The sequence below is a fragment of the Acinetobacter johnsonii ANC 3681 genome, from assembly GCF_000368805.1.
Lineage (GTDB): Bacteria > Pseudomonadota > Gammaproteobacteria > Pseudomonadales > Moraxellaceae > Acinetobacter > Acinetobacter johnsonii.
The window spans coordinates 1031473-1055781 of the sequence record NZ_KB849705.1; the positions used below are offsets into that span (position 1 = coordinate 1031473).

At 42.2% G+C, this 24309-nt stretch carries 27 protein-coding genes and 1 pseudogene; 7 read left to right on the forward strand and 21 right to left on the reverse strand.

Going from position 1 to position 24309, the window contains the following annotated elements:
• Nucleotides 1-5 precede the first annotated feature (5 nt).
• Together F946_RS17175 and F946_RS09120 are read left to right on the forward strand one after the other, a co-directional pair.
• Nucleotides 6-128, forward strand: coding sequence for a hypothetical protein (locus F946_RS17175; protein ID WP_004694789.1), 123 nt, complete (start codon nt 6-8; stop codon nt 126-128).
• Between the two features lie 79 nt (nt 129-207).
• On the forward strand, nt 208-1614 hold the full coding sequence (locus tag F946_RS09120) for an aminotransferase-like domain-containing protein (RefSeq protein ID WP_004981462.1): 1407 nt from the start codon (nt 208-210) through the stop codon (nt 1612-1614).
• Nucleotides 1615-1747: 133 nt separating this feature from the next.
• Here the strand turns inward: F946_RS09120 and F946_RS17415 are convergent, their stop codons facing one another.
• The 7 genes and pseudogenes from F946_RS17415 to F946_RS09150 all read right to left on the reverse strand — a co-directional run bounded on the left by F946_RS17415 (nt 1748) and on the right by F946_RS09150 (nt 7112).
• Entirely contained in the window at nt 1748-1936 is a 189-nt protein-coding gene (locus tag F946_RS17415) for a hypothetical protein (RefSeq protein WP_228128107.1), read from the reverse strand.
• A 57-nt stretch (nt 1937-1993) separates the two neighbouring features.
• Nucleotides 1994-2674, reverse strand: coding sequence for an HPP family protein (locus tag F946_RS09125; protein ID WP_004981465.1), 681 nt, complete (start codon nt 2672-2674; stop codon nt 1994-1996).
• Between the two features lie 18 nt (nt 2675-2692).
• A complete protein-coding gene (locus tag F946_RS09130; protein ID WP_004981467.1) occupies nt 2693-3403 on the reverse strand; it encodes an LrgB family protein in 711 nt (236 codons plus the stop codon).
• 1 nt (nt 3404) lies between these two features.
• Nucleotides 3405-3812, reverse strand: coding sequence for a CidA/LrgA family protein (locus tag F946_RS09135; protein WP_004981470.1), 408 nt, complete (start codon nt 3810-3812; stop codon nt 3405-3407).
• 1 nt (nt 3813) lies between these two features.
• A pseudogene (locus F946_RS09140) lies at nt 3814-5465 on the reverse strand (nitrite/sulfite reductase).
• 69 nt (nt 5466-5534) lie between these two features.
• A complete protein-coding gene (locus F946_RS09145; protein WP_004981475.1) occupies nt 5535-6356 on the reverse strand; it encodes a hypothetical protein in 822 nt (273 codons plus the stop codon).
• A 294-nt stretch (nt 6357-6650) separates the two neighbouring features.
• Nucleotides 6651-7112 carry an Lrp/AsnC family transcriptional regulator gene (locus F946_RS09150; protein ID WP_004981477.1) on the reverse strand — a complete coding sequence of 154 codons (462 nt, stop codon included), beginning with the start codon at nt 7110-7112 and terminating at the stop codon, nt 6651-6653.
• 108 nt (nt 7113-7220) lie between these two features.
• Between F946_RS09150 and rarD the strand changes: the two genes are divergently transcribed.
• Nucleotides 7221-8126, forward strand: a complete 906-nt coding sequence (gene rarD / locus F946_RS09155; protein WP_004981479.1) for an EamA family transporter RarD — start codon at nt 7221-7223, stop codon at nt 8124-8126.
• Nucleotides 8127-8284: 158 nt separating this feature from the next.
• On the opposite strand, the gene F946_RS09160 is transcribed toward rarD, so the two are convergent.
• Entirely contained in the window at nt 8285-9196 is a 912-nt protein-coding gene (locus tag F946_RS09160) for a LysR family transcriptional regulator (RefSeq protein WP_004981482.1), read from the reverse strand.
• 96 nt (nt 9197-9292) lie between these two features.
• Between F946_RS09160 and F946_RS09165 the strand changes: the two genes are divergently transcribed.
• Complete coding sequence (locus tag F946_RS09165) at nt 9293-10546, forward strand: MFS transporter (RefSeq protein WP_004981485.1); 1254 nt, start codon at nt 9293-9295, stop codon at nt 10544-10546.
• A gap of 13 nt (nt 10547-10559) precedes the next feature.
• A complete protein-coding gene (locus F946_RS09170) occupies nt 10560-10895 on the forward strand; it encodes a gamma-glutamylcyclotransferase family protein (RefSeq protein ID WP_004981486.1) in 336 nt (111 codons plus the stop codon).
• A gap of 127 nt (nt 10896-11022) precedes the next feature.
• Here the strand turns inward: F946_RS09170 and F946_RS09175 are convergent, their stop codons facing one another.
• From F946_RS09175 to madL, 9 genes are all read right to left on the reverse strand, one after another.
• Nucleotides 11023-11940, reverse strand: coding sequence for an ACP S-malonyltransferase (locus F946_RS09175; RefSeq protein ID WP_004981490.1), 918 nt, complete (start codon nt 11938-11940; stop codon nt 11023-11025).
• On the reverse strand, nt 11918-12796 hold the full coding sequence (mdcB, locus tag F946_RS09180; protein ID WP_004981493.1) for a triphosphoribosyl-dephospho-CoA synthase MdcB: 879 nt from the start codon (nt 12794-12796) through the stop codon (nt 11918-11920). Before mdcB ends, F946_RS09175 begins: the two co-directional genes overlap by 23 nt.
• Nucleotides 12774-13454 carry a malonate decarboxylase holo-[acyl-carrier-protein] synthase gene (gene mdcG / locus F946_RS09185; protein WP_004981494.1) on the reverse strand — a complete coding sequence of 227 codons (681 nt, stop codon included), beginning with the start codon at nt 13452-13454 and terminating at the stop codon, nt 12774-12776. Before mdcG ends, mdcB begins: the two co-directional genes overlap by 23 nt.
• A 10-nt stretch (nt 13455-13464) precedes the next feature.
• Nucleotides 13465-14181, reverse strand: coding sequence for a biotin-independent malonate decarboxylase subunit gamma (gene mdcE, locus F946_RS09190; RefSeq protein ID WP_004981496.1), 717 nt, complete (start codon nt 14179-14181; stop codon nt 13465-13467).
• Between the two features lie 4 nt (nt 14182-14185).
• Nucleotides 14186-15073, reverse strand: a complete 888-nt coding sequence (locus F946_RS09195; RefSeq protein WP_004981499.1) for a biotin-independent malonate decarboxylase subunit beta — start codon at nt 15071-15073, stop codon at nt 14186-14188.
• A 3-nt stretch (nt 15074-15076) separates the two neighbouring features.
• The gene (gene mdcC, locus F946_RS09200; RefSeq protein ID WP_016166424.1) at nt 15077-15385 is read right to left on the reverse strand and encodes a malonate decarboxylase acyl carrier protein; all 309 of its coding nucleotides are present in this window, start codon (nt 15383-15385) and stop codon (nt 15077-15079) included.
• Nucleotides 15386-15390: 5 nt separating this feature from the next.
• Nucleotides 15391-17046, reverse strand: a complete 1656-nt coding sequence (gene mdcA / locus F946_RS09205; protein ID WP_004981501.1) for a malonate decarboxylase subunit alpha — start codon at nt 17044-17046, stop codon at nt 15391-15393.
• A 21-nt stretch (nt 17047-17067) separates the two neighbouring features.
• Nucleotides 17068-17829: a malonate transporter subunit MadM gene (gene madM, locus F946_RS09210; protein WP_004981504.1), complete on the reverse strand. Its 762-nt coding sequence runs from the start codon at nt 17827-17829 to the stop codon at nt 17068-17070.
• A gap of 63 nt (nt 17830-17892) precedes the next feature.
• Nucleotides 17893-18294, reverse strand: a complete 402-nt coding sequence (gene madL, locus F946_RS09215; RefSeq protein WP_004981506.1) for a malonate transporter subunit MadL — start codon at nt 18292-18294, stop codon at nt 17893-17895.
• Nucleotides 18295-18430: 136 nt separating this feature from the next.
• Here madL and F946_RS09220 point away from each other — a divergent pair, with 136 nt between their 5' ends.
• On the forward strand, nt 18431-19099 hold the full coding sequence (locus F946_RS09220; protein WP_004981507.1) for a GntR family transcriptional regulator: 669 nt from the start codon (nt 18431-18433) through the stop codon (nt 19097-19099).
• A gap of 307 nt (nt 19100-19406) precedes the next feature.
• The gene (locus tag F946_RS09225; protein WP_004981510.1) at nt 19407-20363 is read left to right on the forward strand and encodes an NAD(P)-dependent oxidoreductase; all 957 of its coding nucleotides are present in this window, start codon (nt 19407-19409) and stop codon (nt 20361-20363) included.
• Nucleotides 20364-20470: 107 nt separating this feature from the next.
• Here the strand turns inward: F946_RS09225 and F946_RS09230 are convergent, their stop codons facing one another.
• The 4 genes from F946_RS09230 to kdgD all read right to left on the reverse strand — a co-directional run bounded on the left by F946_RS09230 (nt 20471) and on the right by kdgD (nt 24189).
• Nucleotides 20471-21184 (reverse strand): FadR/GntR family transcriptional regulator, encoded by a 714-nt coding sequence (locus tag F946_RS09230; RefSeq protein ID WP_004981513.1) that lies wholly within the window; start codon nt 21182-21184, stop codon nt 20471-20473.
• A 216-nt stretch (nt 21185-21400) separates the two neighbouring features.
• A complete protein-coding gene (locus tag F946_RS09235) occupies nt 21401-21592 on the reverse strand; it encodes a type II toxin-antitoxin system Phd/YefM family antitoxin (protein ID WP_004981514.1) in 192 nt (63 codons plus the stop codon).
• Between the two features lie 68 nt (nt 21593-21660).
• Nucleotides 21661-23247, reverse strand: a complete 1587-nt coding sequence (locus F946_RS09240; protein WP_004981517.1) for an aldehyde dehydrogenase (NADP(+)) — start codon at nt 23245-23247, stop codon at nt 21661-21663.
• Nucleotides 23248-23277: 30 nt separating this feature from the next.
• The gene (gene kdgD, locus F946_RS09245) at nt 23278-24189 is read right to left on the reverse strand and encodes a 5-dehydro-4-deoxyglucarate dehydratase (protein WP_004981518.1); all 912 of its coding nucleotides are present in this window, start codon (nt 24187-24189) and stop codon (nt 23278-23280) included.
• Nucleotides 24190-24309 lie beyond the last annotated feature (120 nt).

Sequence of the window (24309 nt, forward strand, 5' to 3'; positions counted from 1 at the left end):
TAGACATGAAAAAATTTGTTGATCGACTCAGCCCACGATTATGGTTTATTTTATTGTGGTGCTTTGGCTTTATTTCTCTCGCACTGATTGCGGGTTTCTTTAAGCTGTTGCTGAGTTTTGCTTACTAAAACCAGCCAAGCATTTTTTATGAATTAGGCACGGGACTTTCAATACATGTCCTGTGCCTTTTAATTGCAGCGAACCCATATGTATAAATCAGAAAAACTTGCGCTCAGCCTGAAACATTTGATTGAAAGTGGTTTTTGGAAAGCCAACGATAAACTACCTTCACTACGTCAACAAGCTGAAACATCGGGTTTTAGCCTGATGACGGTGATGAATGCCTATCAGGAACTCGAAGCGCAAGGTCTGATTTATTCACAAGAAAAACTCGGTTACTTTGTGACAGGCGATGCGCGCTCAGAAAGCAACTCCAATAGTGTCATCCTCAACGAAAAAATTGAAATCAACTCTAAAATTTTCAGATATTTAAAATCGATCCAATCTGAACAAATGGTTCCCTTTGGCATTGCCTTTCCCAACAGCCAACTACTCTACTCTGCCAAGCTGATGCAAACGTTGGGACAACGTGCCAAACACCGTCTCAGTTATGAACAGATGCCAAGTTTACCTCCCGGAAACTTTGAGCTGCGGAAACTGATTGCGCAGCGCTACTGTATGCAAGGGATTCCAACAGACCCGTCCGATATCGTAATCACCTCGGGCGGGTTAGATGCTTTAAACCTCTCCTTACAAGCCATGACCCAACCGGGTGACTATATTTTACTTCAAAAAACAATATTTTATGGCGCTTGGCAAGCGGCTGAACATTTGGGCCTGAAAGTCATTAGTATTCCTGAACATGAGGAACACGGTATTGACCTTGAGGCTTTTAAAGATGCAATTGAACGTTACCCCATTAAAGTCTGTTTACTGATGCTCAACAGTCACAATCCAATTGGTTTTACGGTCAGTGACGACATCAAATACCAACTGGCAAAGCTACTGTATGAACGCGATATTTATTTAATTGAAGACGATGTGTATGAAGAGCTTTATTTTGATCATAAAAAACCGCTGTCGATGAAATACTTTGATCAAAAAAATTTGGTTTTACACTGCTCTTCTTTTTCAAAAACTTTAGGTGCGGGTTTTCGGATTGGTTGGGTTTATGCGGGTAAATTTTCGGAGCATATCCAGCATTTACAGCTGATGAGCACGCTTTCCGTCAACTCATTTATTCAAAATGCCTTGGTCGATTATTTATCGCATCGACACTATGAAAAGCACTTAAAAACCTTACGCAACATCTTAAAGCGCCTCAAGAATCAGTATTACACTTATTTATCTGAACATTTGTCAGAAGATTATCAAATTCATTATTATCCATCGGGCTATTTCTTATGGATTACTTTGCCCGAGCAGATCAATGGCAATTTAATTTATGAGCAACTTTTAGAGAAAAATATCAGCATTGCGCCCGGTTCATTATTTTATCAAACCGACAATGTCCCACATCATATTCGGATCAATTGTTCATTTGAAATCAATGAGCGTATTCAAAATGCCTTAGATGCCTTGATCCAATGTATTTACCCAGAAGCCTTTGAGTAAAAGTTGAATGCTTTAAATCCAGACTGATTTAAAGCATCTTTTGATTTGAAGAGACTCACTGCCCATACTGCAAATATCACCATCCCAGAGATAAAATGACATGATCAGACCTGATCATGTCATTCCTCTCAAGCTAGGTATAGGATTTCTCAGCACTCATATTCTGAAAATAGGTGCGATAGATATAGACACAACCAAGTGAAAAACCAGCCATCAGGCCAGATGCCATAGGTAAATGCATCACACTGTCTTGTGGAAAGACAAAAACCAAAAATGGAAAGGCATATACCGCAGGAATGCGCATATCAAAGAGCTTGAGCAAAAGAAACATCAAGGGCATATATATGAGAGTGAGCAGTATCCAATCTTGGATCCACAACTACATAAGCACGGCCATTGAAATCGACAGTGTCAACATAGCAACCTGCTTAAGACACATTTTCAACGAATACATCATCATATTTAATGATTCATAGACCACCACTGTAATCGGTGGAATCAGTGCCATCGCTTCAATCTTGAAAATAGCAGCAAGTGCAAAACCAATTAAAGTAATACTGGCATATACACCTATTTTTCGTCGATCAAAATTGCCTTTCCGTTCTACACCTTGGTTCAATTTAAAGAGCACAACACCCAACATTAGGATAAAACTGGTGGCAAAAATCGAAATCAAAAACGATATTTCATAGGCTTGGGTCACAATCGGCAAGAAACCCGTGGCCAGTGCGGGCGGCAATATATAGTTAAACATCCGCATCACGAGCAACATGGCACAGAGAACTAAAACTAGTTTGAATAGATATGAAATTGGCATTAAGTTAATACAGAAGCCTATAACAGCGGTCAAACTGGGTAAAATAAAAATTTTATCTGGCTGATTCAGCCACTGTTTATCTCGATAGACCCACAGCCCAACGGCCATCGCCGCCATTTCAGGCAGAATAATTTCACGATCATTCAGTCCATAGGCAGCCGCCACCATGAGTACTATAAAGACAAAGGCCGCAAGATAGCTTTTGGGGCTTAAGATTGTCTTTGCATGTGACATAGGATTCATATTGGATTCCTTATTGATTTAAAAAGATATAAAGCCAAGTAAATACTTCGTCACTGCTATCAGCGATGGCGCAAATAGCACCATAATGATTCCTGAAATAATCATCGAAAGACTGGCAATGACGCCTTCCAATTCATGCCGCTGTCTTGCCCGAGCTATGCCCATAGCATGTGCGGCATTACCTAGTGCTGCGCCCGAGGCAAGGTGATTTTTATATTTGATCCAAAGCAAGAGGAGATCTCCCAACAACATACCGACCAAACCTGTAATCACAGTAAAGAGTGGAATCAGGCTGATAGAGCCCCCCACTTTTGCGGTGAGCACCAAAGCAAAAGGAATCGAAATGGAACGCGCCAACAGGCTATTTTTAACGATGTCATCAAAGTCCAATAGGCTCGCCAAAAACCAACTGCTGAAAATACCCACCAACATGGCGAGGCTAGAACTGAAGAGCAACACTTTAAAATGTTGCTGAATCATGCGGCGATAACGAAATACAGGAATCGCAAAAGCCACTGTGATTGGACCGAGCATGGCCACCAAATATTGGGTATAAAAGTAATAGTCTTGGAACTGATGCTGTAAAAGAAAGATCAGTACGATGCTTAAAACAGGAACGACAATAATCGGAGATAAATAGATTTTTTGTGTTCGAACAAAAAATTGCTTTGCCATGAAATAGCACAGCACAGTCCAAACCAAGTAAAAAATTCCCCAGAATTCAGTCATACTAATCTTCCAGTTTTGATTCTTGATTTAGCACTGGCTGCTTTAACAACAACCGCACGCTATATACAGAAACCATCATCACCAAAGCAGTGCTGATTAAAATCACCAGCAAAATTTTCCAACCACTGGCGATCAATAAATCCTGATATTGAATCACGCCAACCACCGGCGGAATGAAAAACAGCAGTAATTCTGCCAGTAACAGATCGGCACCGTGTTCAACGTGGGCTAATTTCAACCATTTCATTTCAAGTAAAAACAACAGCAGAAAAAACCCAAGTACCCCTGATGCCACAGGCAAATTCAGCAACTTTTGTAAGACATCAGCACAGCTCCAAACGGCCAAAATAATGATGATTTGGTAGCTCGCAGTTTTTAACTTCTTCAGCCGAGTTCGGTCGTCCAACATCTCAATTTATGTCCGCATAAGCCCGCTCTTTAAACGGCTGAATCGAGACACGTTTGTAGGTTTCTAAAAAAGATTCATGCTCTAAACGCAAATCCAGATAAGTATTTAGAATTTCTTCGAGCACATCGGGAATATCTTCTGCAGGAAATGATGGCCCTAAAATATCACCGATGGATGCATCATGATCTGAGTTACCGCCTAAGCTAATTTGGTAATATTCAGCGCCTTTTTTATCGACACCTAGAATGCCAATATTGCCGACATGGTGGTGTCCACACGCATTCATACAGCCTGAAATGTTCAGATCGAGCTTGCCTAAATGATATAAAGCATCCAAATCATCAAAACGGCGAGCAATTGCTTCATACACTGGAATGGATTTGGCATTTGCCAAGGAGCAAAAATCGCCGCCCGGACAGCAAATCATATCAGTCAAAAAGCCAATATGCGCACGAGCCAAATTGCCACGATCTAAGACTTGCCACAGTTCAAACAGATCCTTTTGGCGTACATCGGTTAAGGCAATATTTTGCTCATGCGTGGTTCGCAGCTCACCAAAGGTATATTGGTCAGCCAAATCTGCAATTAAACACATTTCATCGGAAGTCATATCCCCCGGAGCCACACCCGCCCGTTTTAAGCTGATCGTAACGATGCGGTAGCCCGCGACTTTATGTGCATGGGTATTGATATTGAACCAGTGTTTAAACTTCGGATACTGTTGGAACAACGCCCCAAAATTTTCTGCATCTAAAGCTTCATAGGCAAACGGTCGAAATACTGCATCCATTTGCGCTAAAACACTAGGCTGAACTTTGAGCAGTGTTGAGTATGTGCAAACTCAGCTTCAACTTTTTCCGCAAAGCCCGCTGGAGTGAGGGCTTTCACTAAAATTTTAATACGCGCTTTGTATTTATTATCACGGCGACCATGCAAGTTATATACGCGCATGATGGCATCTAAATAAGCAATTAAATCTTCACGGGCTAAAAATGGCTTAATGACATGTCCCGCTAAAGGGGTGCGTCCAAGCCCACCACCGACTTTAATTTGATAACCCAACTCCCCCGCTTCATTTTCTACCAAATAGACCCCAATATCATGAAAAGTCGTGGCAGCACGGTCTTGTTCAGGGTGTGCACAAACTGCAATTTTGAATTTACGCGGAAGGAATGAAAACTCTGGATGGAAAGTACTCCACTGGCGAATTAGTTCACAGGTGGGGCGCGGGTCTGTGAGCTCGCCCTCAACTACACCTGCATATTGGTCTGTGGTGGTGTTTCGAATACAGTTGCCACTGGTCTGAATAGAATGCATGTGTACTGTAGCGAGTTCCTGCAAAATATCGGGGACATCTGCAAGCTGCGGCCAATTCAATTGAATATTTTGGCGCGTAGAAATGTGCGCATAACCACGGTCATACTTCTGTGCAACCTCAGCCACCTTCCGCAGTTGTGCTGAGTTCATTAAGCCATAAGGCACTGCCAAACGTAGCATGGGAGCATAGCGTTGAACATATAAACCATTTTGTAAGCGTAAGGGACGATATTCTTCTTCAGTCAGTTTTCCCTCTAAATAACGCTGGGTTTGGTCGCGAAACTGTGCGACACGTTCATTTAATAAATTTTGATCAAAGTCTGTATATAAAAACATGGGGATGACCTAGGTATATGCATCAATATGAAAGAAAAGCTGTTTTGAATGGGAGATCAAAAATGCAAGTTAGGCGAAAAAAGTCGCCTGCTTTCGGGACACGCCATGTTGTAGACAGGTCTGCATATACTCGGCATAGACCGATAACTTTTCATAAATATGCTCCGCATAGAACATATCTTCAACCAACTGGGTCGCTTGCTGCTGGTTATAACTGCCATAACTCAACAATAACTGCGCATTCAATGTGGCGAATTTTTCACATAAATCGATATATTGCTGATCTTTGTTTTTAAAGAACAATTTCCGCATATTCCATTCACTACTGTCGATGATGACATCTTGTGGATGGGTAGAAATATAGTTGATTTTGACTTTAAAAAACTGTTCCAGCTCTGCGAGTTTTTGTGTATTGAGCACTAATGATGTCACCAAAAAAATCTGCGAGACATCAGTTCGACATAGCGCTTTGATCAATGAAAAATAGAAAAAATCGACATCATTAAATACGCTATCACTCAAATCTAAATAAATATTGAGCGCCTCAAGCACATCATCTATTTTTAGGTTTTGTTTTTGCTCTGCTTGATAATAACGATTGAGGATATTGAGTACGGTTGGCGTTGCAGGACTGCTATAAATCACAGGATGGTTCAAATTTGCCAAGATAAAAGGCGCAAATAAAAATGCGACCTCGGCATGTTCTGCTTGAATGGCAGATTGCACAATATACTGAACTTTAGCGCTTGAAAAATCACGTAAAACTTTAGCGCGTAACAAAGTCGCTTCTAAGTTTAAATACTGCTGAGCAAGTAGATGTTGCAGTTGATCTGAAAGACCCTGCCCCTCAACCAATTCAGAAATTGTATTCAGTTGCTGTGTTATAAACATTACGCCACCATCAAGATTGTGATCCCTTCTTGAATCAAATTTTCAGCTAGTTTGGTGCGAATGAGTAGCTACAGTAAGGCTTGAAAAAACTATAACAGCGTGCCTCCTTCCCAAGTTTTATGGGTACAAAACCATCAAAATTAGAAAATAAATTCGCTATTTAAATAGAAGCCAATCCCATCATGGCGTTATTTTGAGTACCTAAAAATTCAGAAACGACTTTTCTCTTTTCCTATTTCAAGCAGCCCCTTTAGCCATTGAATATAAGGTGGAATATAGAAAAGAGAATAAAAGTTATGGCTGACAAGACACCTCTAAAGTTGTTTTGATACGCTCTAATACAACGGTAGTTTTAAACCATTGCACATTCGCATTATGATGAAAAAGCTGATCACATAAGGCTTGAAATCGACTCATACTTGGCACCAAGAGTACCAACATAAAATCCGCCTCGCCTGTTACGTAATAGCACTGCTGTACTTCTGGAATTGAAAAACTTGCTTTCAACTCGTCGAGGTCAGTCACGTGGGTTTGGTTGACGCGGACCTCGACAAAAATCGTAATCACTTGTCCCAATTTGTCTGGATCAAGCACCGCTGTATTACCAATAATATAGCCATTGTCTCTTAATTTTTGAATGCGACGTTGTACCGAGGCCGTTGATAAATGCACTAAATCGGCCAATTCTCGAAGTGGCGTTAAGCAATCTTTTTGCAGATGCTCCAATAAAGCGAAATCAAATTTATCCAATTGCATGAGCAGCTTCCTGCGAGAAATTTTCTCATTCAAAATAATAATTACAAGCCATTTTATCAAGAGTATTGCAATAAAATATCATCCATTGATACAGCTTAAGAACCGCCTATGTCTACGCATCCCAATACAGCACTTGGCATTAGCTTAAATGTCACGGCCTCGGTATTATTTGCTTTAATGTTTGCCTATACCTCACTTTTGGGCACACTGGCAGGTACAGAAATTTACGGCTGGCGCATTGTATTGACTATTCCATGTCTAACACTTTTTATTTGGCTCAAAGGCAATTGGTCTCAGGTGGTTGTTATTTATCGTCGTTTCTACCAAGAGCGCTTTTTCTTTTTAACGCGAATTTTATCTTCATTTTTTATTGGAATTCAGTTGTGGCTGTTTATGTGGGCACCCAATCATGGCTATGGATTGGATGTTTCACTCGGTTATTTTATGATGCCGATTAGCATGGTGATTGTCGGTCGCATCGCATTTAAAGAGCGGATGTCACGCTTTCAGCAACTGTCCTGTATTTTTGCAGTTCTGGGGATCTTGAACCTCTTGGCGATTTCTCAAACACTGAGTTGGCCTACTCTGCTGATTTGCTTAGGTTACCCGATCTATTTTTGGCTCAGACAAAAAACGAAGACGAATAATATAGGTGGACTTTGGTTTGACATGATGCTGAGTCTCCCAGTTTGTATTTTCTTTATCCTGCAAGGCAGTATTGTCACAGAAAGCCTATCTAAAAGTTCACATATGCTTTGGCTCATTTCAGGACTTGGACTAATCAGTGCACTGGCTTTGGCGTTTCAGTCCTTGTCTGCCCCGCATTTAAACTTAAGCCTGTTTGGACTGTTGGTTTATGTTGAACCGATATTGTTAGTGGCCGTTTCAATCGCCTTAGGGGAAAGCATTACTTCAGCAGAATGGCCAACCTATATCGCCATTTGGCTCGCAGTTTTTACCCTCATGCTTGAAGGATTACGCAGCTTTAAAAAGAATCGTAAATTAGCGACATAGGCATTTTTATGCATATTTTCATCTAGATCGCTTAAGTTTATTTGTCTAGAAACTAGTTGGTGCTGAATCGAGAACTGACTTTCTGATCGTATTTAAATGGCTATTTGACTCAGTGAGTGACGTGCTGACAATTCATATTTAAAACGACATAGAGTGAATTACAGCGAACCTTTTAAATGATGATGCTGCCTCACAATACTATTCAATAAACTGGAAAAGTTGATTGCAGGTTGGCTATGCAAATCCGCCTTGAATGCAATACCGAGTCCAATCGTAGCGGTCTTATTCTTCAGGTATTTATATTTAATCCCTTCAATTTTGAGCTGTTGGGTGGACTCAGGCACCAAAGAAATGCCCAAATTCGCCGCAACCAACGATAAAATCGAAACAATCTGAGGGGCTTGCTGTCCAATTTTAGGCGTGAACCCATGCTGTTGGCAGCTATTTAAAATCGCGGCATACAGCCCCGCACTCACCTCTGGTGGTGAGACAATAAAGCTTTCATACTTAAACTCTGCCAAATCTATCACCTCATCTTCTGCGGGATATTGAATCGGCAAGGCAGCAATCAATTTTTCATCGATCAAATTACGAATCGTAATGGCTTTAGGATACTGCGCAGGTGGTCGTACAATCGCAATGTCTAATTCATTATTCAATAAACTCTCAATCAAAATCAAAGAATTGGCTTCTTTTAATACCAAATTCACATGAGGGTATTGCTGTTGAAATGCTTGAATGGCTGTTGGAATTAAAGAGTTTAGAATTGAGGTGCCTGTAAAACCGAGCCGTAGTTCTCCCAATTCACCATTTGCTGCACTCTGGGTCAATTTCACCGCATTTTTCAGTTGGTTCTGAACAGGCAAAACCATTTTAAGAAAAGTTTCTCCTGCTGGTGTCAGAGCTACGCCATGAGAGTAGCGATAAAAAAGTTCAACACCGATTTCCCTTTCCAATTTTTTAATTTGCATACTCAACGGCGGCTGACTTATGCCAAGACGCAAGGCAGCTTTAGAGAAACTTTGCTCTTCCGCGATAGCAATAAAATATTGAATATTGCGCAGCTCCATATGTTAAAGCTATACCATTATTGAGTTATATATATTATACATATACAAGTATAATTCTTAAAATAAAGCTTCTCTCCATTTTAAATCAGCCAAGTCATGAAACTGAGCTCTTCATTAGAAGCAGATTGGTCTACCCCTCAACAGCCGATTCCGCAGACCATCAGCCAAGGTACAGTTGAGTATAAAAGAGCGGGCATGGCGCTGTTTTTGTTGGGCTTTGCCAGTTTTTCACTGATCTATTGCGTACAACCCTTACTGCCCAACTTAAGTCAGAGTTTCCATATTGCACCCAGTGCAAGTGCGCTAGCACTGTCGTTAACCACAGGCTTTTTGGCTATATCGATCGTGCTATCCAGTGCCTTTTCACAAACATTGGGCAGAAAAGGCCTCATGTTTTTCTCTATGCTTTTGGCTTCTATACTCAATGTGGTATGCGCGGTTTCACCGAGTTGGCATGTGCTCATGGTTTCAAGAAGCTTAGAAGGTTTTGTCCTAGGTGGAGTTCCCGCTGTTGCCATGGCTTGGATTGCAGAAGAAATTAGTCCTAAAAATTTAAGTAAAACCATGGGGCTGTATATTGCAGGTACAGCATTTGGCGGCATGATGGGACGTGTTGGCATGGGCATTTTGACCGAGTTTTTCTCATGGCGTATTTCCATGGCCATTCTTGGCGGCATCTGTCTGTTCTGTGCGTTTGGTTTTTTGAAACTCTTACCCAATTCACGAAATTTCATTGCCCAGCAAGGTCTCTCTTTTAAGTTCCATCTACATGCATGGTATGCACACTTGAGTCATATCCGCCTGCTAAAAATCTATGGGATTGGCTTTTTACTCACCAGTGTATTTGTCACGCTGTTTAATTATGTGACCTTCAGACTCTTTGCAGCACCCTATCATTTAAGCCAAACTCAAATAAGCCTCATTTTTTTATCTTATAGTTTGGGTATTATTTCCTCTTCGATTGCAGGCAATATCGCAGACCGAATAGGCAAAAAGCAGGTGATGATCTTGGGCTTTTTGTGCATGCTCTTAGGTGTACTACTCACTCTTTCTGCCTCGTTGTTTTTGATTATTCTCGGGATTGGCTGTGTGACCACTGGTTTTTTCATTGCCCATGCCATTGCCAGCAGTCGTGTTGGAGAACTCGCAACATCCAATAAAGGTCATGCCACCTCCTTGTATCTGCTTTTTTATTATTTAGGTTCAAGCATTGTGGGTGCGTATGGTGGAAATATCTGGCAAAGCCATGGCTGGAATGGCATCGTTATATTAAATATTTTTCTGATTCTAATTGCACTCATCGTTATTTTTTCAATAAAACCACTTCATTCTCCATCTGTTACCCATTAGGAACATTTACATTATGCAACAACACTTATTTGCCTATGGCACCTTAGGGCCAAACAAACCGAATGCTCATATTTTAGAAGTGATTGGCGGTACATGGAGCAAAGGCTCTGTGAAAGGTTTGCTTAAGAAAGCGGGTTGGGGAGCAGAACTTGGTTTTCCTGGGCTAATGCTGAATCCAGCTGGACAAACTATTGATGGATATATGTTTAGTTCAGAGCAATTAAATACGCTGTGGAACAGCTTGGATGAGTTTGAAGGAAGTGAATATCAGCGTGTTTTAACTGAGGTTTGTTTAGAGAATGGGCAGACGCAACAGGCCTATGTTTATGCGTTAAACCCAAATACATAAAAAGCATGACATCATATCGTTAGCGTATAAAGGTTGTGCATACATCGAAAACTTATGCGGTATTTGAATGTTATTCCTAATATTCAAGTACCGCTAATTTTTGAATCCTTGATATGCATTATCAAACTCATGCAAAGTTCTGTTTTTCTAACCATGCCTGCAATCCAGACCAACTTTTAAAATCATCCACCGCACGTACGATACAATTTGGATTGCGTTCTAATAGCATTTTACTTAAGGCGCTGCCCGGCCCAATTTCTAACACGACATCAGGCTGATTTTCTTGTATTGCACTTAAACAGGCATCCCAATTAATCGCATGATTCATTTGGTGAATTAGCTCGTTCACTGCGTCTGTGGTCTTAAAAAACTTATGTCCACCCGAACCACTAATCATGGCCGTGCATAAACGAGCAAAATCTTGCTGCTGTAAAACTTGCCGATACGGCTGAACCGCAGCATCCATACATACGGTATGCGATGCAATAGTAACATTCAAGCGTTTAACAAAACGTGTTCCTCGCAATTCGAGTTGCTGATCAAGCTGCTGTAAATTAGCATCATCCCCCCCCACAACAAAACTACTATCACTGAGCTTAATGGAAAGTGCGGTTGAGGTTTCAGTCAACAACGCTTCAAGTGTATTGAGATTGATACCCTGAATAGCCATTAAGCCACTTGCGTGCTGAGTGGCTGAAGACATCAACGAGGCACGCTGCTGGGCTAAATACAGGCCTTGCTCCAAACCAGTTTGTGTTGCACAAATGAGTGCACTTAACTCTCCGAGCGAATAACCTGAGAAGCTCATAAGGTCTTCAATCTCAGGTTTTAACTTTTGCCAACGACACCATTGCAAAGCAAAAATAAAAGGCTGCGCGAACTCATTCTGATACAGATCCGCTTCGGTTAAATCGGAACAAAATAGCTTCGGCAAATGCTGCTTTAAAATATCTGATACATGAAGCTCATCTGCCAGAGTGAGTAGCTCTTGAACATGGGCTAAGCTTTGGAGTCCTTGCCCACTAAATATGATTGCAAAATTCATGTTCCACCTTCAGCATGAATAAAGTCACCCCCAATAAATCAGCACTCCCCCCCGGACTTAAGCGATGCTGAACGAAATAATCTTCCACTTTAGCCACCTCTTGCATCCAATTGTGTTGTAGCACACCGCCACGGACCAAAAACTGCTTGGCTAGATCCTGCACAATATATAAGGCAGATAAACCACCGCGCCAAACAATATTGGTATCTTGTACATAGGCCATCAGACTGAATAAGGTCTGAATTGCAGCCTGCTGTGCATTGACCGTTTTGGCATAAATGTCGATATACGTAGGCAAGGCAACATCCATCACCGTTTTAAAACCTGAAGCCACTTCTTCAATCGCCCCAGTGATGCCATATTGACTCCGTATGCGTTGCCCATGACTGTTGGGATTTCGCTCTAAATGATGTAACAGTTCATCCTGCCAAATGCTTTGAATTTTTTGACTGATTGAGCCTGCATTCAACGAACTATCAGTTGCTAGACATTGCCCTACTGCCGCGCTGGCAAAACCCAAATTAAAAATTGCCCCTTTATGCGTATTGATCTGCTGAGTTGCAGCCATCATTTTTTGTTCAGCTAAAATGCCACATTGTCGAATCTCTTCAAAATTGACATCACGATAGCCATTCAAACATTGCGCCTGAAAATAGCCCTGTAAAGCATCCACACTACACTGGAACAAGCTAAAGTCCATATCACTATGGCTGCCCTGCGAACTTGGACAAACCAAACCGGGCTTATGTTCTAAACTGGCTTCATCCAATAACGCCATACATGCCAAATGGTCTAATGTTTCAGCAGTATTGACAATGTTCGGACATAAAACTTCATGCGGTTGTAGCATTTGCATATTCAAGCTTCCCTTCGAATAATTGTTCTAATCTCAGCATCTCGACACGCTGAATTCCTTTGACAATCACTTGCTGGTTCATTTCAGGAAAAACAGCAATTAATTCATTAAATGACACATGCCAATCTTGATGGATTTGAATCTCGCCATCTAAACGGATAGAACTCTGGGTTTTGACTTGTTGAATGAACTGTAAAATTTCTGGTACATCATGTTGATGCTGTGGATACAACAACAGATCTAAGTCTGAAGTCGGCCTGACATAAGTCTCCTGCGTGAGAGACTGATAGGCATATGAACCGTAAACATATACTTTGCAGCCCAATCGTTCTAAGTTGTCTGCAAAATCACTCCACACTTTAGGTTGTAGGAGCTGCGAGTCAGCTTCTAACAAAGCATGTAGAGAAAGCGGTCGAGTAATCTGCTCGATCTCGTGTTTCTCTACTAAGCACGCCACACGATATTTATAACCCTCAAGCAAGCAGTTGATCGCCAGCTTCACTTGTCCCACATCCACATCTTCCTGCCGACAAACGGTCATTGGAATATATTGGCTCAGCAGCTGATACACCTTGTGTTTCACTGTTTCTGGTAAAGAAACATCTAAAAAATGTAAGGTTACTGAATCACGAAGATAAGCTAAATCATGACGATCCATATCTGCTTCCTTAACTGTGGACAACTTTCTCAATAATGGTACTACATAGCACACGCCCTTGACGCTGCTGCCCCACCACACGGCGTTGATCTGTCAGATAAACCTCAAGATGTTGTTGTTGATTTAACAGTGCTTGGCTGACCCAATCGGTCTCCAAATCTGGCCAAATGGCATTGATTGCGCCCATTTTGTAAAAGTTTTCTGCCCCTGGGGCAAAAATAGCTGAGCTTTGGGAAAGTTCTTTTAACTTTTCGACTGGAATTTTAGTAACCCGTGCCATCGCGTTTAAGTCCATGACTTTCACTTGCGAATCACTGAGTGCATAAACTTCGTTTGCCATGAGTCCATAAGAGAGAAAGCCGCCACTGACCGCTTGACCGAAAATTATCGCGAGATTGGCATGCCCACTTCTACGCAATAGATCAACACAAGATGCCAAATGCGCGAAGGTACGGTTTAAGCACAATAACTCATCGGCACGGGAAAGATCTTGACCTTGCGTATCCACAATAAAGACCACGGGAGTTTTGTTGCCTTGTTGTACCAAATTCAAAATTTCTGAGGATAATTGAATGGCAATGTCTTGATTAATAGGTGCTGCATTAACTGTACCCAAAATCCGTACTGGACCTGCGTCCGTCTGAGCATTGCCCTTAATCACATAACCTTCGATCTGATAATCCAGTTGACGCGGAAACAACTGTTGTAAAAGTAATTCTGTATTCATGAGCTCATCCTTGCTTTAACAACACAACTTCATGGGCAGACAACATCGGAATTTTTTCTGGCTGTGAAATTCCCATGTCATGCCAAATCTGTAAACCATCATTTTTACCAAACCAGCGCTGTTGTTGCTGTTCAAGCTGCTGTTGCTTTAGTAGCAATTGCTGCAAATCAAGCGGTGGAACTGCCTGATTCAACTGCGCCCAAATCGCATCACGAATATCGGCAATATCATCCTCAACCAAAGCCTGTACATGGCTCAGTAAATAACGATGTTTACCGCCTGTAACGCGCCAAACCAAAGCACGATCTTTCGAATCAAACTCTTCGACGCCTTTCACTGTTTCAATCACTTCTGGCCCAGACAGTGCCAAACGCCCTTCTTCCGTCATGATGATGGCACTACTTAAACACGCACTGATGCCCATCCCACCGAAAGCGCCACAGGTGCCGCCAATCACGGTAATAATGGGAATCCCAGCATTTCGTACCTGCAACATCGCGCGCATAATTTCGGAAATGGCGATGAGACCAGCATTGGCTTCATGCAAACGCACGCCGCCTGAGTCGACAAAAAACAGTACTGCTTGCGCTTGATCTTGAATGGCTTTATGTAAGAGACCGACAATTTTCGCCCCGTGGATTTCACCCACAGCCCCCCCCATAAACTGGCCTTCTTGAGCCATAATATGCACTGGTGTTCCGTTTAAACGCGCTGTACCAATAATCACGCCATCATCAAAACTACCTGGAATATCCAAAGCAGAGAGGTGTGGGCTAACCTCCACCTCCGTCGGCTTTAAAATCTCATGAAAACTCTGAGCATCGACGACTGCTTGAATACGCGCACGTGCGGTTTTTTCATAAAAACTATTTTTGAGCATCACTTGATCCATGTTCTATACTCCCTTAAACATAGATATTGCTTGGCTTAAGCGCAGGTTCACCACCGCTGGGGTCGCGCCCATATCATTTAACTGAAATTTAAGCCCTGCTACCGCATGACGTTGTGCAAACTCGTTCAGTACAGACTGCCAAACATGTTGAAAACCGACGGCTGATGTCGTGACTTCAATCTGACAAATATCCGCCTGATCATGCTGTGAAACCAATACTTCTAAATTTCCAGAACCGACCACACCACAAATGACCGCCGCTTGTTCAGCGCTCAGCGGTGCGGATTGCAATTCAAATTTTAACTTTTCCATATCGATCACCAATTTCTGAAACGGCTTGGCGGGTTGTATAAACCACCTGACCATTTAACTAAATCTTTTACTGATTTTGCTGCCAACAAATCACGGTTGACTTGGGTGGGATCAATGCCTAAATCTTCTGGGCGTTGAATAATGGCGCGCTGACGTAGCTCTTCCACTTTGGCCGTATCGCGTTTCATGCCAACAGGGGTATAACCTGCAACACCACGGATGGCTTGCTCGCGTTCTTCTGGTGTACGACACAACAACAGGTTGGCAATCCCTTCCTCCGTCACAATGTGTGTGACATCTTCACCATAAATCATGATAGGTGGCAGTTTGCTGTCCATTTTTTCTTGCAATTGCCACGCATCAAGTTCTTCGACAAAAACGGGATGCATATGCTCACGGTATGTTTCGACCAATTGCACCACCAACTTACGCCCTTTGATCAGTTTGCCGTCGACCGCTTCACGGCCTGCTTTGGTATAGGCATAACTGGCATGCCGGCGTCCATGCGGGTCAGAGCCCATATTCGGCGCTCCGCCAAAACCCGAAATACGGTCTACGGTTGCGGTTGAACTGTTGCCTTGTAAATCAATCTGTAAAGTCGAACCAATGAACAGATCGCAGGCATATAAACCCGCAGTTTGACTAAAAGCACGATTGGAGCGCATGCTGCCGTCACTACCCGTAAAGAACACATCTGGACGTTCTTTAATATAATCTTCCATCCCCACTTCAGAACCAAAGCTATGAATCGATTCGACAAAACCACTTTCAATCGCAGGAATTAAAGTTGGGTGTGGATTCAAAGCCCAATTGGTACAGATCTGTCCCTTTAGTCCTAAGGATGCCCCATACGTAGGCAGTAACAATTCAATCGCCGCGGTATCAAAACCAATACCATGATTTAAACGTTGAATTTGATACGGCGCATAGATGCCTTTAATGACCATCATCGCCATTAAAATTTGCACTTCAGTAATTTGTGCAGGATCACGGGTAAACAACGGTTCTATATAGTTGTACTTGGGACTTTCGATATAAAAATCGACCCAATCCGCAGGTACATCGACACGCGGTAACTTATCGACAATTTCATTAACCTGCACAATCACAATACCGCTTTTAAATGCTGTCGCTTCAATAATCGCGGGTGTATCTTCGGTATTCGCACCCGTATAAAGGTTGCCCTCACGGTCAGCTGCATGTGCCGTAATCAAGCAGACATTTGGCGTCAGATCAATAAAGTATCGCCCATATAGCTCGAGGTAAGTATGGATCGAACCAATACTGATTTTTTGCTGCTGAACCAATTGCGCTAGACGTAAACTTTGTGGGCCTGCAAAGGAAAAATCGACCTTAGAGGCAATGCCTTTTTCAAAGACATCAATATGACTCGGTAAAGCCAATACCGACTGTACGATATGTAAGTCATGAACTACCTCTGGATTACACTGACTTAAACTCTTTGACAAAAAGTCGGCCTGCTTTTGGTTATTACCTTCCAAACAAACGCGATCACCACTGGAAATTACCGTTTCCAAAAGTTCAATCACCCGAGCATGCTCAACTTGTTTTGCAAAGCCTTTTTCTTTGGCAAGATTCAACTTTTCTTGTCTACGGGTGCGCTGCTTATCCCATAAGCGCGTCTTAACCATTTGGTTCATGGGGTCACCTTTATGCTGTGCTTAGCCGAAGATGGCATTAATTGTGAGAAAAAATACAGAGGGTCCAAGTAAGCAACCAAGACCGGTATAGAAGGTTGCGACCAATGCACCATAGGGTACTAAACGCACATCAGTTCCTGCCAAACCTGCTGCTGTACCACTGGTCGTTCCCGCCATTCCACCAAAAACCATGGCAGAACGTGGACTTTTGAGATACATAAATTTTGCAAAGATTGGTGTACCCACCATAAAGAACACTGACTTAATTAAGCCAATCGCAATCGATAGTGCAATCACTTCTGAGCTTGCACCAATGGCAGAACCCGTTACTGGTCCAACGATATAAGTCATCGCACCTGCGCCAATCGTGGTCATCGAAACGGGGTCTTTATAGCCCATCAACCAGGCCACCATTGCACCAATCACAAACGGAATCACGCAGCCAAGTGCAAGTGCGATCAAACCCACCTTTCCTGCTTTTTTCACTTCTTTGACGTCAACTTCAAACGCCGTTGATGCAATGGCCAAGTCACGAATCATGGCGCCACCGAGTAAAGCAAAACCTGAGAAAATGGCGATATCTGAAATGCCCTTTTCACCTTGAGTATAAATCCCTGCAAAATATGCCAAGACTAGCCCCATGGTGATGGCGATGGCTGAGCTTTGTAACTTCCCTTTGGTGAGGTATTTCGACAAAAGATGCGACACATACATCATCAAACCAGTCACTGCGAGCGCCGCGACGAGGGCATTTTTGGTAAAAACCGTAATTATTTCTTCCATTGCGTTTCTTCCTTGTAACCGTATAACTGATTGTTATTTCGTGTTAAGACAACACCCTTGTCCTTAAGCGGTTTTTTCAGTCGGCTCTACAGCCCATTCGTAGCTTTCGTAGTCACCACTGGATTTATTCAACCAACGAATCACCAATACCGTACCGATAAGCGAGGCAACCGAAACAACAAGCCCCAACATCCCGCCCGACATAGCAGCAACTACGTTTTGGCCTGCCGACATGGCAACCACAATCGGGATATACATACCTGACCAGTACAACACACCAAATTGAGTCACTTGCGGTAAGTGCCCACGTTTAGCTAACAGTTCCTTCGATAGAATTAATAAAATCATGGCGATGGCCACACCACCTACATTGGCTTGGACACCGAGTGCAACTCCGAGAACATTGCCTAGATAAACACCAAGTAAATGGCAGACTGCCAATATGGCTGTTCCGTAAATAATCATTGCTGAATCCTCCCTGGATCATGCAGCGCTTCTAATAATATGACTTATAATTTGCTATAGTTATAGCTTATCTGTATCCAGTGTACAATATTTTGTACTCAAATAAACATAAATTGTATACAATTTTTGGTGATGTATGACTTCAATTGCGGAACTTCCTCTTTCTATTCAAATTAGTAAAAAGTTAGAGGATGATATTATTTATGGCTTTTTCCTACCTGGGACTAAGCTAGATGAACAAGAGCTTTGCGAACGCTATGGTGCTTCACGCACTCCGATTCGTGAGGCATTAAAGCTATTGGCCGCTGAAGGTTTAGTTGAAATTCGCCCACGTCGTGGTGCAATTATTCCAGCCATTAATTCACTTACCCTTTGTGAAATGTTCGAGGTGATGGCTGAATTAGAAGCTATGTGTGGACGTTTAGCAGCACGGCGCATTCAACCTGAAGAAAAGCAAGAATTACAGCGCTTACATCAGTTATGTCAGGACTATTTAAATCAGAACGACTCAGAAAATTATTATGAGGCCAACCGTTTATTTCACTTTGCCATTTATCAAGCTAGTCATAATGCCTTTCTAATTGAACAAGCCTGTACCTTGCACAAACGTTTGCACCCCTACCGCCGCCTACAACTCCGTGTTAACCATCGAATGAATCATTCATTTTCAGAGCATAGCGCAATTTTAGAGGCCATTTTTTCAGGGGATGAACAAGAAGCTGAGGCTTTGCTGAAAGCGCATGTGGTGATTCAAGGTGAGAAATTTACGGACTTTATTTCAACCTTAGAGCATTTAAATACTTAACTAGAATCTGGACTTGTTTGAGCTGAGTTGTTCATGCTTTTGATGTTTAGCTTCATGTTTCAGACCATTCATGTAACGAAGATAAATACCAAGAAATACGTATCGATTTCTTGGTATTTTTTCTTGATGAGTGCCTTGATTAGAGCAGTATCAGATGCATCTCCTTCCTAGAAACTCATCGATTTAAAATCAAGAAATGGCTTGAACGATGCGCAACTGCCCTGCGTATGATGATGTGATATAGAAATCAGCACTTAGATGACATATGATGTCTTATATCCTCTAGTTTTATGTTGAATACTTTCTTATGTCGACTCTCAAAGTAACCTGTGCCGAAAAATATGTCTTAATTGATCAAGCATTTCAATTCGATTTTCCTGTGCAATACAGCGAATTCCAGCAACTCGATCAAGAGCAGTTTCAAACACAAGTCCATGATCAAGATGTCATTATCATTAGTGATTTAAATGTTAATGAACAAGTTTTAGCCAACAATCCCAATCTAAAGCTCCTCGCACTCTGCTCAACTGGCTTTAACCACGTCAATCTGCCTCTGCTCAAACAACATGGCGTTCAAGTCTGTAATATCCGTGGCTATGCAGGCGATGCCGTTGCTGAACATGCGTTCACCTTAATGATTAATTTAATTAAAAATTTTCCTCAACAGGTTGATGGCGTTAAACAAGGATTGTGGTCAACGGGCAACAGCTCATTCTTTTTAGCTGCTCCAATGGGTGAACTCAAAAATAAAACACTAACTATTGTTGGCAAAGGTGAAATTGGTTTATCGCTTGCACAAAAAGCGCAAGCCTTTGGAATGAAGGTGATCTTTAGCGAACGTAAAAATGCACCTGCCTGCCGTGACGGTTATATCCCTTTTGAACAAGCAGTTGAGCAAGCAGACATTCTGTCTTTGCACTGTGAGTTAAATGCTGAAACCCAACACATGATCGACGCTTCAGTCTTTGAACGCATGAAAGAAAAAAGTATTCTGATTAATGTTGGACGTGGTGGCTTAGTGCATGATGCCGACCTGATTGCAGCAATTGAAAGCAAAAAAATTGCGGGCTTTGGTGCTGATGTATTGAATCAGGAACCGCCTGCCGATGATCACCCGCTACTCCAATTACAACGCCAGCATGCCAATGTCATGATTACTGGACATATTGCTTGGGGTACAGACGAAGCACAGCAACGTTTGTTTGACATTTTACAAAGTAATATCAATCAAAATATGCAAGGTGTTAAGCAAAACCTTGTTTAAATACATCATGCTTCAATAGACTTTGCATCAATAAAAAAAGCAGCAGACTCGAATTAAGTCATGCTGCTTTTTTATATCAGAACTTTAATCGTCGTTAAATCCGAAAACTATTGCTTAAACTTTTTAATGCTTTTTGAGAGATGAGCACGCATCATTTGACGCGCCAAAAGTCCATCTTGATCCACAATGGCATTGAAAATATTAACATGGTCATGATGTACCGCTTTTAAATACTCTTCACGATTTTCTGGACTTTGTTCAATCGACTTCACCCGTGCACGCGGGATAATTTTCTCACCCAAGTACTTCAAAAAGTCCACAAAATATTGGTTGGCAGAGGCCTCAGCAATCGCAATATGAAAGTCATAATCGGCTTTGACGGTGCCATCATTTTCACCCGATGAAATATGCATTTCAAAATCATTTAATGCCGCTTTCATCTGATCAATATGTACTTGTTTACGACGTTCAGATGCCAAAAATACGGCTTCCGACTCTAAACTGATCCGCAATTCCAGTAATGCCACAATGTCATTGATGGTTTCTAAACTGGCATTTGAAAGTAAAAAATTTTGTTCGATAGAATGTTCTTTGACAAAAGTACCAATGCCATGACGGGTCTCGACATAACCGAGAGAACGTAATTCGGTAATAGCCTCTCGAATAACCGAACGACTCACTTCAAACTGTTCAATCAGTTCAAGTTCTGTCGGAATTTTTTCTCCAACCTTAAAGTCTCCGGATTGAATTTTTTCAATCAATTGCGCGACGATGATTTGGCTTAATTTTTTTGTTGATCTAGATTTAATCGCACTAGACATAATGAAAGAGACTCACCAAATATTGGAAAATTAGAGACTTAGTTTACTATAACCCAACCCAATAGCCCTATAGTAAGTTGTTTGGACTTCAGTTGTTATCGGGAGTGGTGATACATCATATCAGTCTGATCGTGTCATTCAAACTAACACTGTTTATTCAAAAAAGGAAATACTCGCCTGACATGCTCGTGCACTACATTTTGAAGCCCAAAACCTTCAGTAAGATTCGGACTGTTTTGGAAATTTCGCCTCAAATTCTGCTTTTTTATAAGCCTCATAGGAGGCCTTGCTGATCATGACCGCAGATTCACGGCCTTTTCTGGTGATTTCGACGGGATCACCCGCGACTGCTTTATCCATAATCATAGACAACAGCGCTTTGGCATTACTACAGTTAAAACTTTCCATACCCTACCATCCTTAAGAAAGCCACGCGATGACGAATCACAGCGTGGCTCAGAAAAAATTGGATTGACTTATAGTGCTGCTTTGGTCAACTCACCATTAATCAAGCGGTTAATCTGCAAAGGGTTTTCATTTTTAAGTGCATCTGGCAACAGAGCTTGTGGTGTGTTTTGATAACATACTGGACGCATGAAACGCTCAATTGCACCCGTACCTACCGATGTACCACGCGCATCACTTGTTGCAGGGAATGGACCGCCATGCACCATCGCATCAGACACTTCTACCCCCGTTGGGAAGCCATTAAATAACACACGCCCTGCTTTACGCGTGAACAGTGTTAATAATGCTTGTGCCGTCGCCAATTCAGCATCTTCACCAATAATGGTTGCAGTCAATTGCCCTGCCAATTGTTCAAGACCTTGTAATAAGGTTGCTTCGTCGTCTACTGCAACAACAATCGACATTGGACCAAACACTTCATGTTGTAGCTTGGCATTACCTGCCAACAAAACGCTTTGGTCTGCTTGGAACAAGTTAGCCGATGCTTGTGAAATCAACGTCGCTGCTTGACCTTGAGCAATCTGCTCAAAACCTGTCTCTGCATTGAGTGCAGCCACACCCTGTTGATAGCTTTTCAACGTACCCGAATTTAACATCACTTGTGGAGCGGCTTGCTCGGTATGGGCAACCAAACCTTCAACAAAACGATCAAATTCAGGACTTTTCACGCCTAAAATCAGACCTGGTTTGGTACAGAATTGACCACAGCCCATGTTGAATGACGCCACGGTATCTTGTGCAATTTGCGCGCCACGAGCAGCCAATGCTTGTGGCATCACCACCAATGGATTCACACTCGACATTTCAGCAAAGACAGGAATTGGTTGTGGACGGTTTTGCGCAATGTTATACAGCGCCATACCACCTTCCAAAGAACCAGTAAAACCCACAGCTTGAATTAAAGGATGTGCCACCAAATCTGCACCAATACGTCCACCAAAGATCATATTGAAAGTACCAGCGGGCATGCCACATTTTACGACAGCTTTTTCAATGGCTTCAGCCACCAATTCAGCAGTTGCCATATGCCCTGAGTGTGCCTTAAATACCACAGTACAGCCCGCAGCCAAAGCAGCAACGGTGTCGCCACCCGCGGTTGAAAATGCCAGTGGGAAATTACTCGCACCAAACACGGCAACAGGACCTAAACCAACTTTATACTGACGTAGGTCAACACGAGGCATCGGCTTACGATCTGGCAATGCAGGATCAATACGTGCAGCATAAAAATCACCACGACGTAACAACTGAGCAAATAAACGCAACTGACCTGTAATGCGCCCTGTTTCACCTTGCAAACGCGCCAAAGGGAGACCCGTTTCTAAAGAAGCAACCTCTTGTAGTGATGCACCTAAAGCTTCAATTTCAATGGCAATTTCATCTAAGAAACCTGCTCGTTGCTCTTGCGAAGTTTGGCTGTACAACACAAAAGCAGCTTCTGCGGCTTGAGCTGCAGCATCAACTTCTTCAATACTCGCTTGACTAAAGAGGTAGCCCGTAGGTTGATAGTCTGTTGCATTAATACTTTCAAGTGCAGGTGCATGTACTGCTACACGCTGACCCTTGATAAATTGCTTACCTATATTCAATGCCATGAATAAACTCCAATGCCTAAATTTCTAAACTTATTGCGGACCTAAAGTTGCAATTAATGCAGCCAAATCTTCGAAGTCTTTCGGCGTTAAGTCACTTAATGGTGGACGAACAGGACCCGCATCATAACCCACAATCTTGGCACCCGCTTTAATCATACTTACGCCATAACCCGCTTTACGGTCACGGATTTGGATTAACGGCAAAAAGAAATCCTTGATTAAACGATCAGTCGTTGCTGTATCGTTGGCACGAATTGCGTGGTAGAACTCCATGGCAGTTTTTGGAATGAAGTTAAACACTGCAGATGAATACACTGGGCAACCGAGTGCTTTGTACGGTGCAGCAAATACTTCTGCAGTTGGTAAACCACCTAAGTAAGATAAACGATCACCGACAGTTTGAGTAATACCTGTCATCATATCAATTTGACCAGAACTGTCTTTAAAGCCGATCAAGTTCGGGCAAGCAGCGGTTAGCTGTTGTAATGAATCAAGAGTTAGAAGAGATACACTACGGTTATAGAAAATGACACCGAAGTCTACAGAGTTACATACTTGTTTAACGTGTTCGATCAAACCTTCTTGGCTCGCTTCCGTTAAATAGTGTGGCATTAAAAGAATACCTTGAGCACCTAGACGTTCTGCTTCTTGCGCTTGTGCAATCGCTTGACGTGTTGGACCACCTGCACCTGCAATAATTGGCACGCTGCCTTTACAGGTATCAACCGCGGTCTTAATCACTTCAGAGTATTCATTGCCCGTTAATGAGAAAAACTCACCTGTACCACCCGCAGCAAAGAGTGCACTTGCTCCGTAAGGTGCTAACCACTCTAAGCGCTTTTGATAAGTCGCTTTATTAAAATCACCATTCTGATCAAAGTCAGTTACTGGAAAAGAAAGTAAACCATCAGAAATAATGCTCTTTAACTCAACTGCTTCCATTGTAACTCTCCATAGTCATCTATAAGTTGTCTGACATCCTACAACATAAATTTTCAATATCCAATATTTTTTCTAAAAAAGCCCAAAAAATTGCTCGAGAGTTAAATAATAGGCAAAAAA

Bases quoted from the DNA above. Each gene is read 5' to 3' on its own strand.
- F946_RS17175 (WP_004694789.1), top strand. From the start codon at position 6: ATGAAAAAATTTGTTGATCGACTCAGCCCACGATTATGGTTTATTTTA.
- F946_RS09120 (WP_004981462.1), top strand. From the start codon at position 208: ATGTATAAATCAGAAAAACTTGCGCTCAGCCTGAAACATTTGATTGAA.
- F946_RS09125 (WP_004981465.1), bottom strand. From the start codon at position 2,674: ATGAATCCTATGTCACATGCAAAGACAATCTTAAGCCCCAAAAGCTAT.
- F946_RS09130 (WP_004981467.1), bottom strand. From the start codon at position 3,403: ATGACTGAATTCTGGGGAATTTTTTACTTGGTTTGGACTGTGCTGTGC.
- F946_RS09135 (WP_004981470.1), bottom strand. From the start codon at position 3,812: ATGTTGGACGACCGAACTCGGCTGAAGAAGTTAAAAACTGCGAGCTAC.
- F946_RS09145 (WP_004981475.1), bottom strand. From the start codon at position 6,356: ATGTTTATAACACAGCAACTGAATACAATTTCTGAATTGGTTGAGGGG.
- F946_RS09150 (WP_004981477.1), bottom strand. From the start codon at position 7,112: ATGCAATTGGATAAATTTGATTTCGCTTTATTGGAGCATCTGCAAAAA.
- rarD (WP_004981479.1), top strand. From the start codon at position 7,221: ATGTCTACGCATCCCAATACAGCACTTGGCATTAGCTTAAATGTCACG.
- F946_RS09160 (WP_004981482.1), bottom strand. From the start codon at position 9,196: ATGGAGCTGCGCAATATTCAATATTTTATTGCTATCGCGGAAGAGCAA.
- F946_RS09165 (WP_004981485.1), top strand. From the start codon at position 9,293: ATGAAACTGAGCTCTTCATTAGAAGCAGATTGGTCTACCCCTCAACAG.
- F946_RS09170 (WP_004981486.1), top strand. From the start codon at position 10,560: ATGCAACAACACTTATTTGCCTATGGCACCTTAGGGCCAAACAAACCG.
- F946_RS09175 (WP_004981490.1), bottom strand. From the start codon at position 11,940: ATGAATTTTGCAATCATATTTAGTGGGCAAGGACTCCAAAGCTTAGCC.
- mdcB (WP_004981493.1), bottom strand. From the start codon at position 12,796: ATGCAAATGCTACAACCGCATGAAGTTTTATGTCCGAACATTGTCAAT.
- mdcG (WP_004981494.1), bottom strand. From the start codon at position 13,454: ATGGATCGTCATGATTTAGCTTATCTTCGTGATTCAGTAACCTTACAT.
- mdcE (WP_004981496.1), bottom strand. From the start codon at position 14,181: ATGAATACAGAATTACTTTTACAACAGTTGTTTCCGCGTCAACTGGAT.
- F946_RS09195 (WP_004981499.1), bottom strand. From the start codon at position 15,073: ATGGATCAAGTGATGCTCAAAAATAGTTTTTATGAAAAAACCGCACGT.
- mdcC (WP_016166424.1), bottom strand. From the start codon at position 15,385: ATGGAAAAGTTAAAATTTGAATTGCAATCCGCACCGCTGAGCGCTGAA.
- mdcA (WP_004981501.1), bottom strand. From the start codon at position 17,046: ATGAACCAAATGGTTAAGACGCGCTTATGGGATAAGCAGCGCACCCGT.
- madM (WP_004981504.1), bottom strand. From the start codon at position 17,829: ATGGAAGAAATAATTACGGTTTTTACCAAAAATGCCCTCGTCGCGGCG.
- madL (WP_004981506.1), bottom strand. From the start codon at position 18,294: ATGATTATTTACGGAACAGCCATATTGGCAGTCTGCCATTTACTTGGT.
- F946_RS09220 (WP_004981507.1), top strand. From the start codon at position 18,431: ATGACTTCAATTGCGGAACTTCCTCTTTCTATTCAAATTAGTAAAAAG.
- F946_RS09225 (WP_004981510.1), top strand. From the start codon at position 19,407: ATGTCGACTCTCAAAGTAACCTGTGCCGAAAAATATGTCTTAATTGAT.
- F946_RS09230 (WP_004981513.1), bottom strand. From the start codon at position 21,184: ATGTCTAGTGCGATTAAATCTAGATCAACAAAAAAATTAAGCCAAATC.
- F946_RS09235 (WP_004981514.1), bottom strand. From the start codon at position 21,592: ATGGAAAGTTTTAACTGTAGTAATGCCAAAGCGCTGTTGTCTATGATT.
- F946_RS09240 (WP_004981517.1), bottom strand. From the start codon at position 23,247: ATGGCATTGAATATAGGTAAGCAATTTATCAAGGGTCAGCGTGTAGCA.
- kdgD (WP_004981518.1), bottom strand. From the start codon at position 24,189: ATGGAAGCAGTTGAGTTAAAGAGCATTATTTCTGATGGTTTACTTTCT.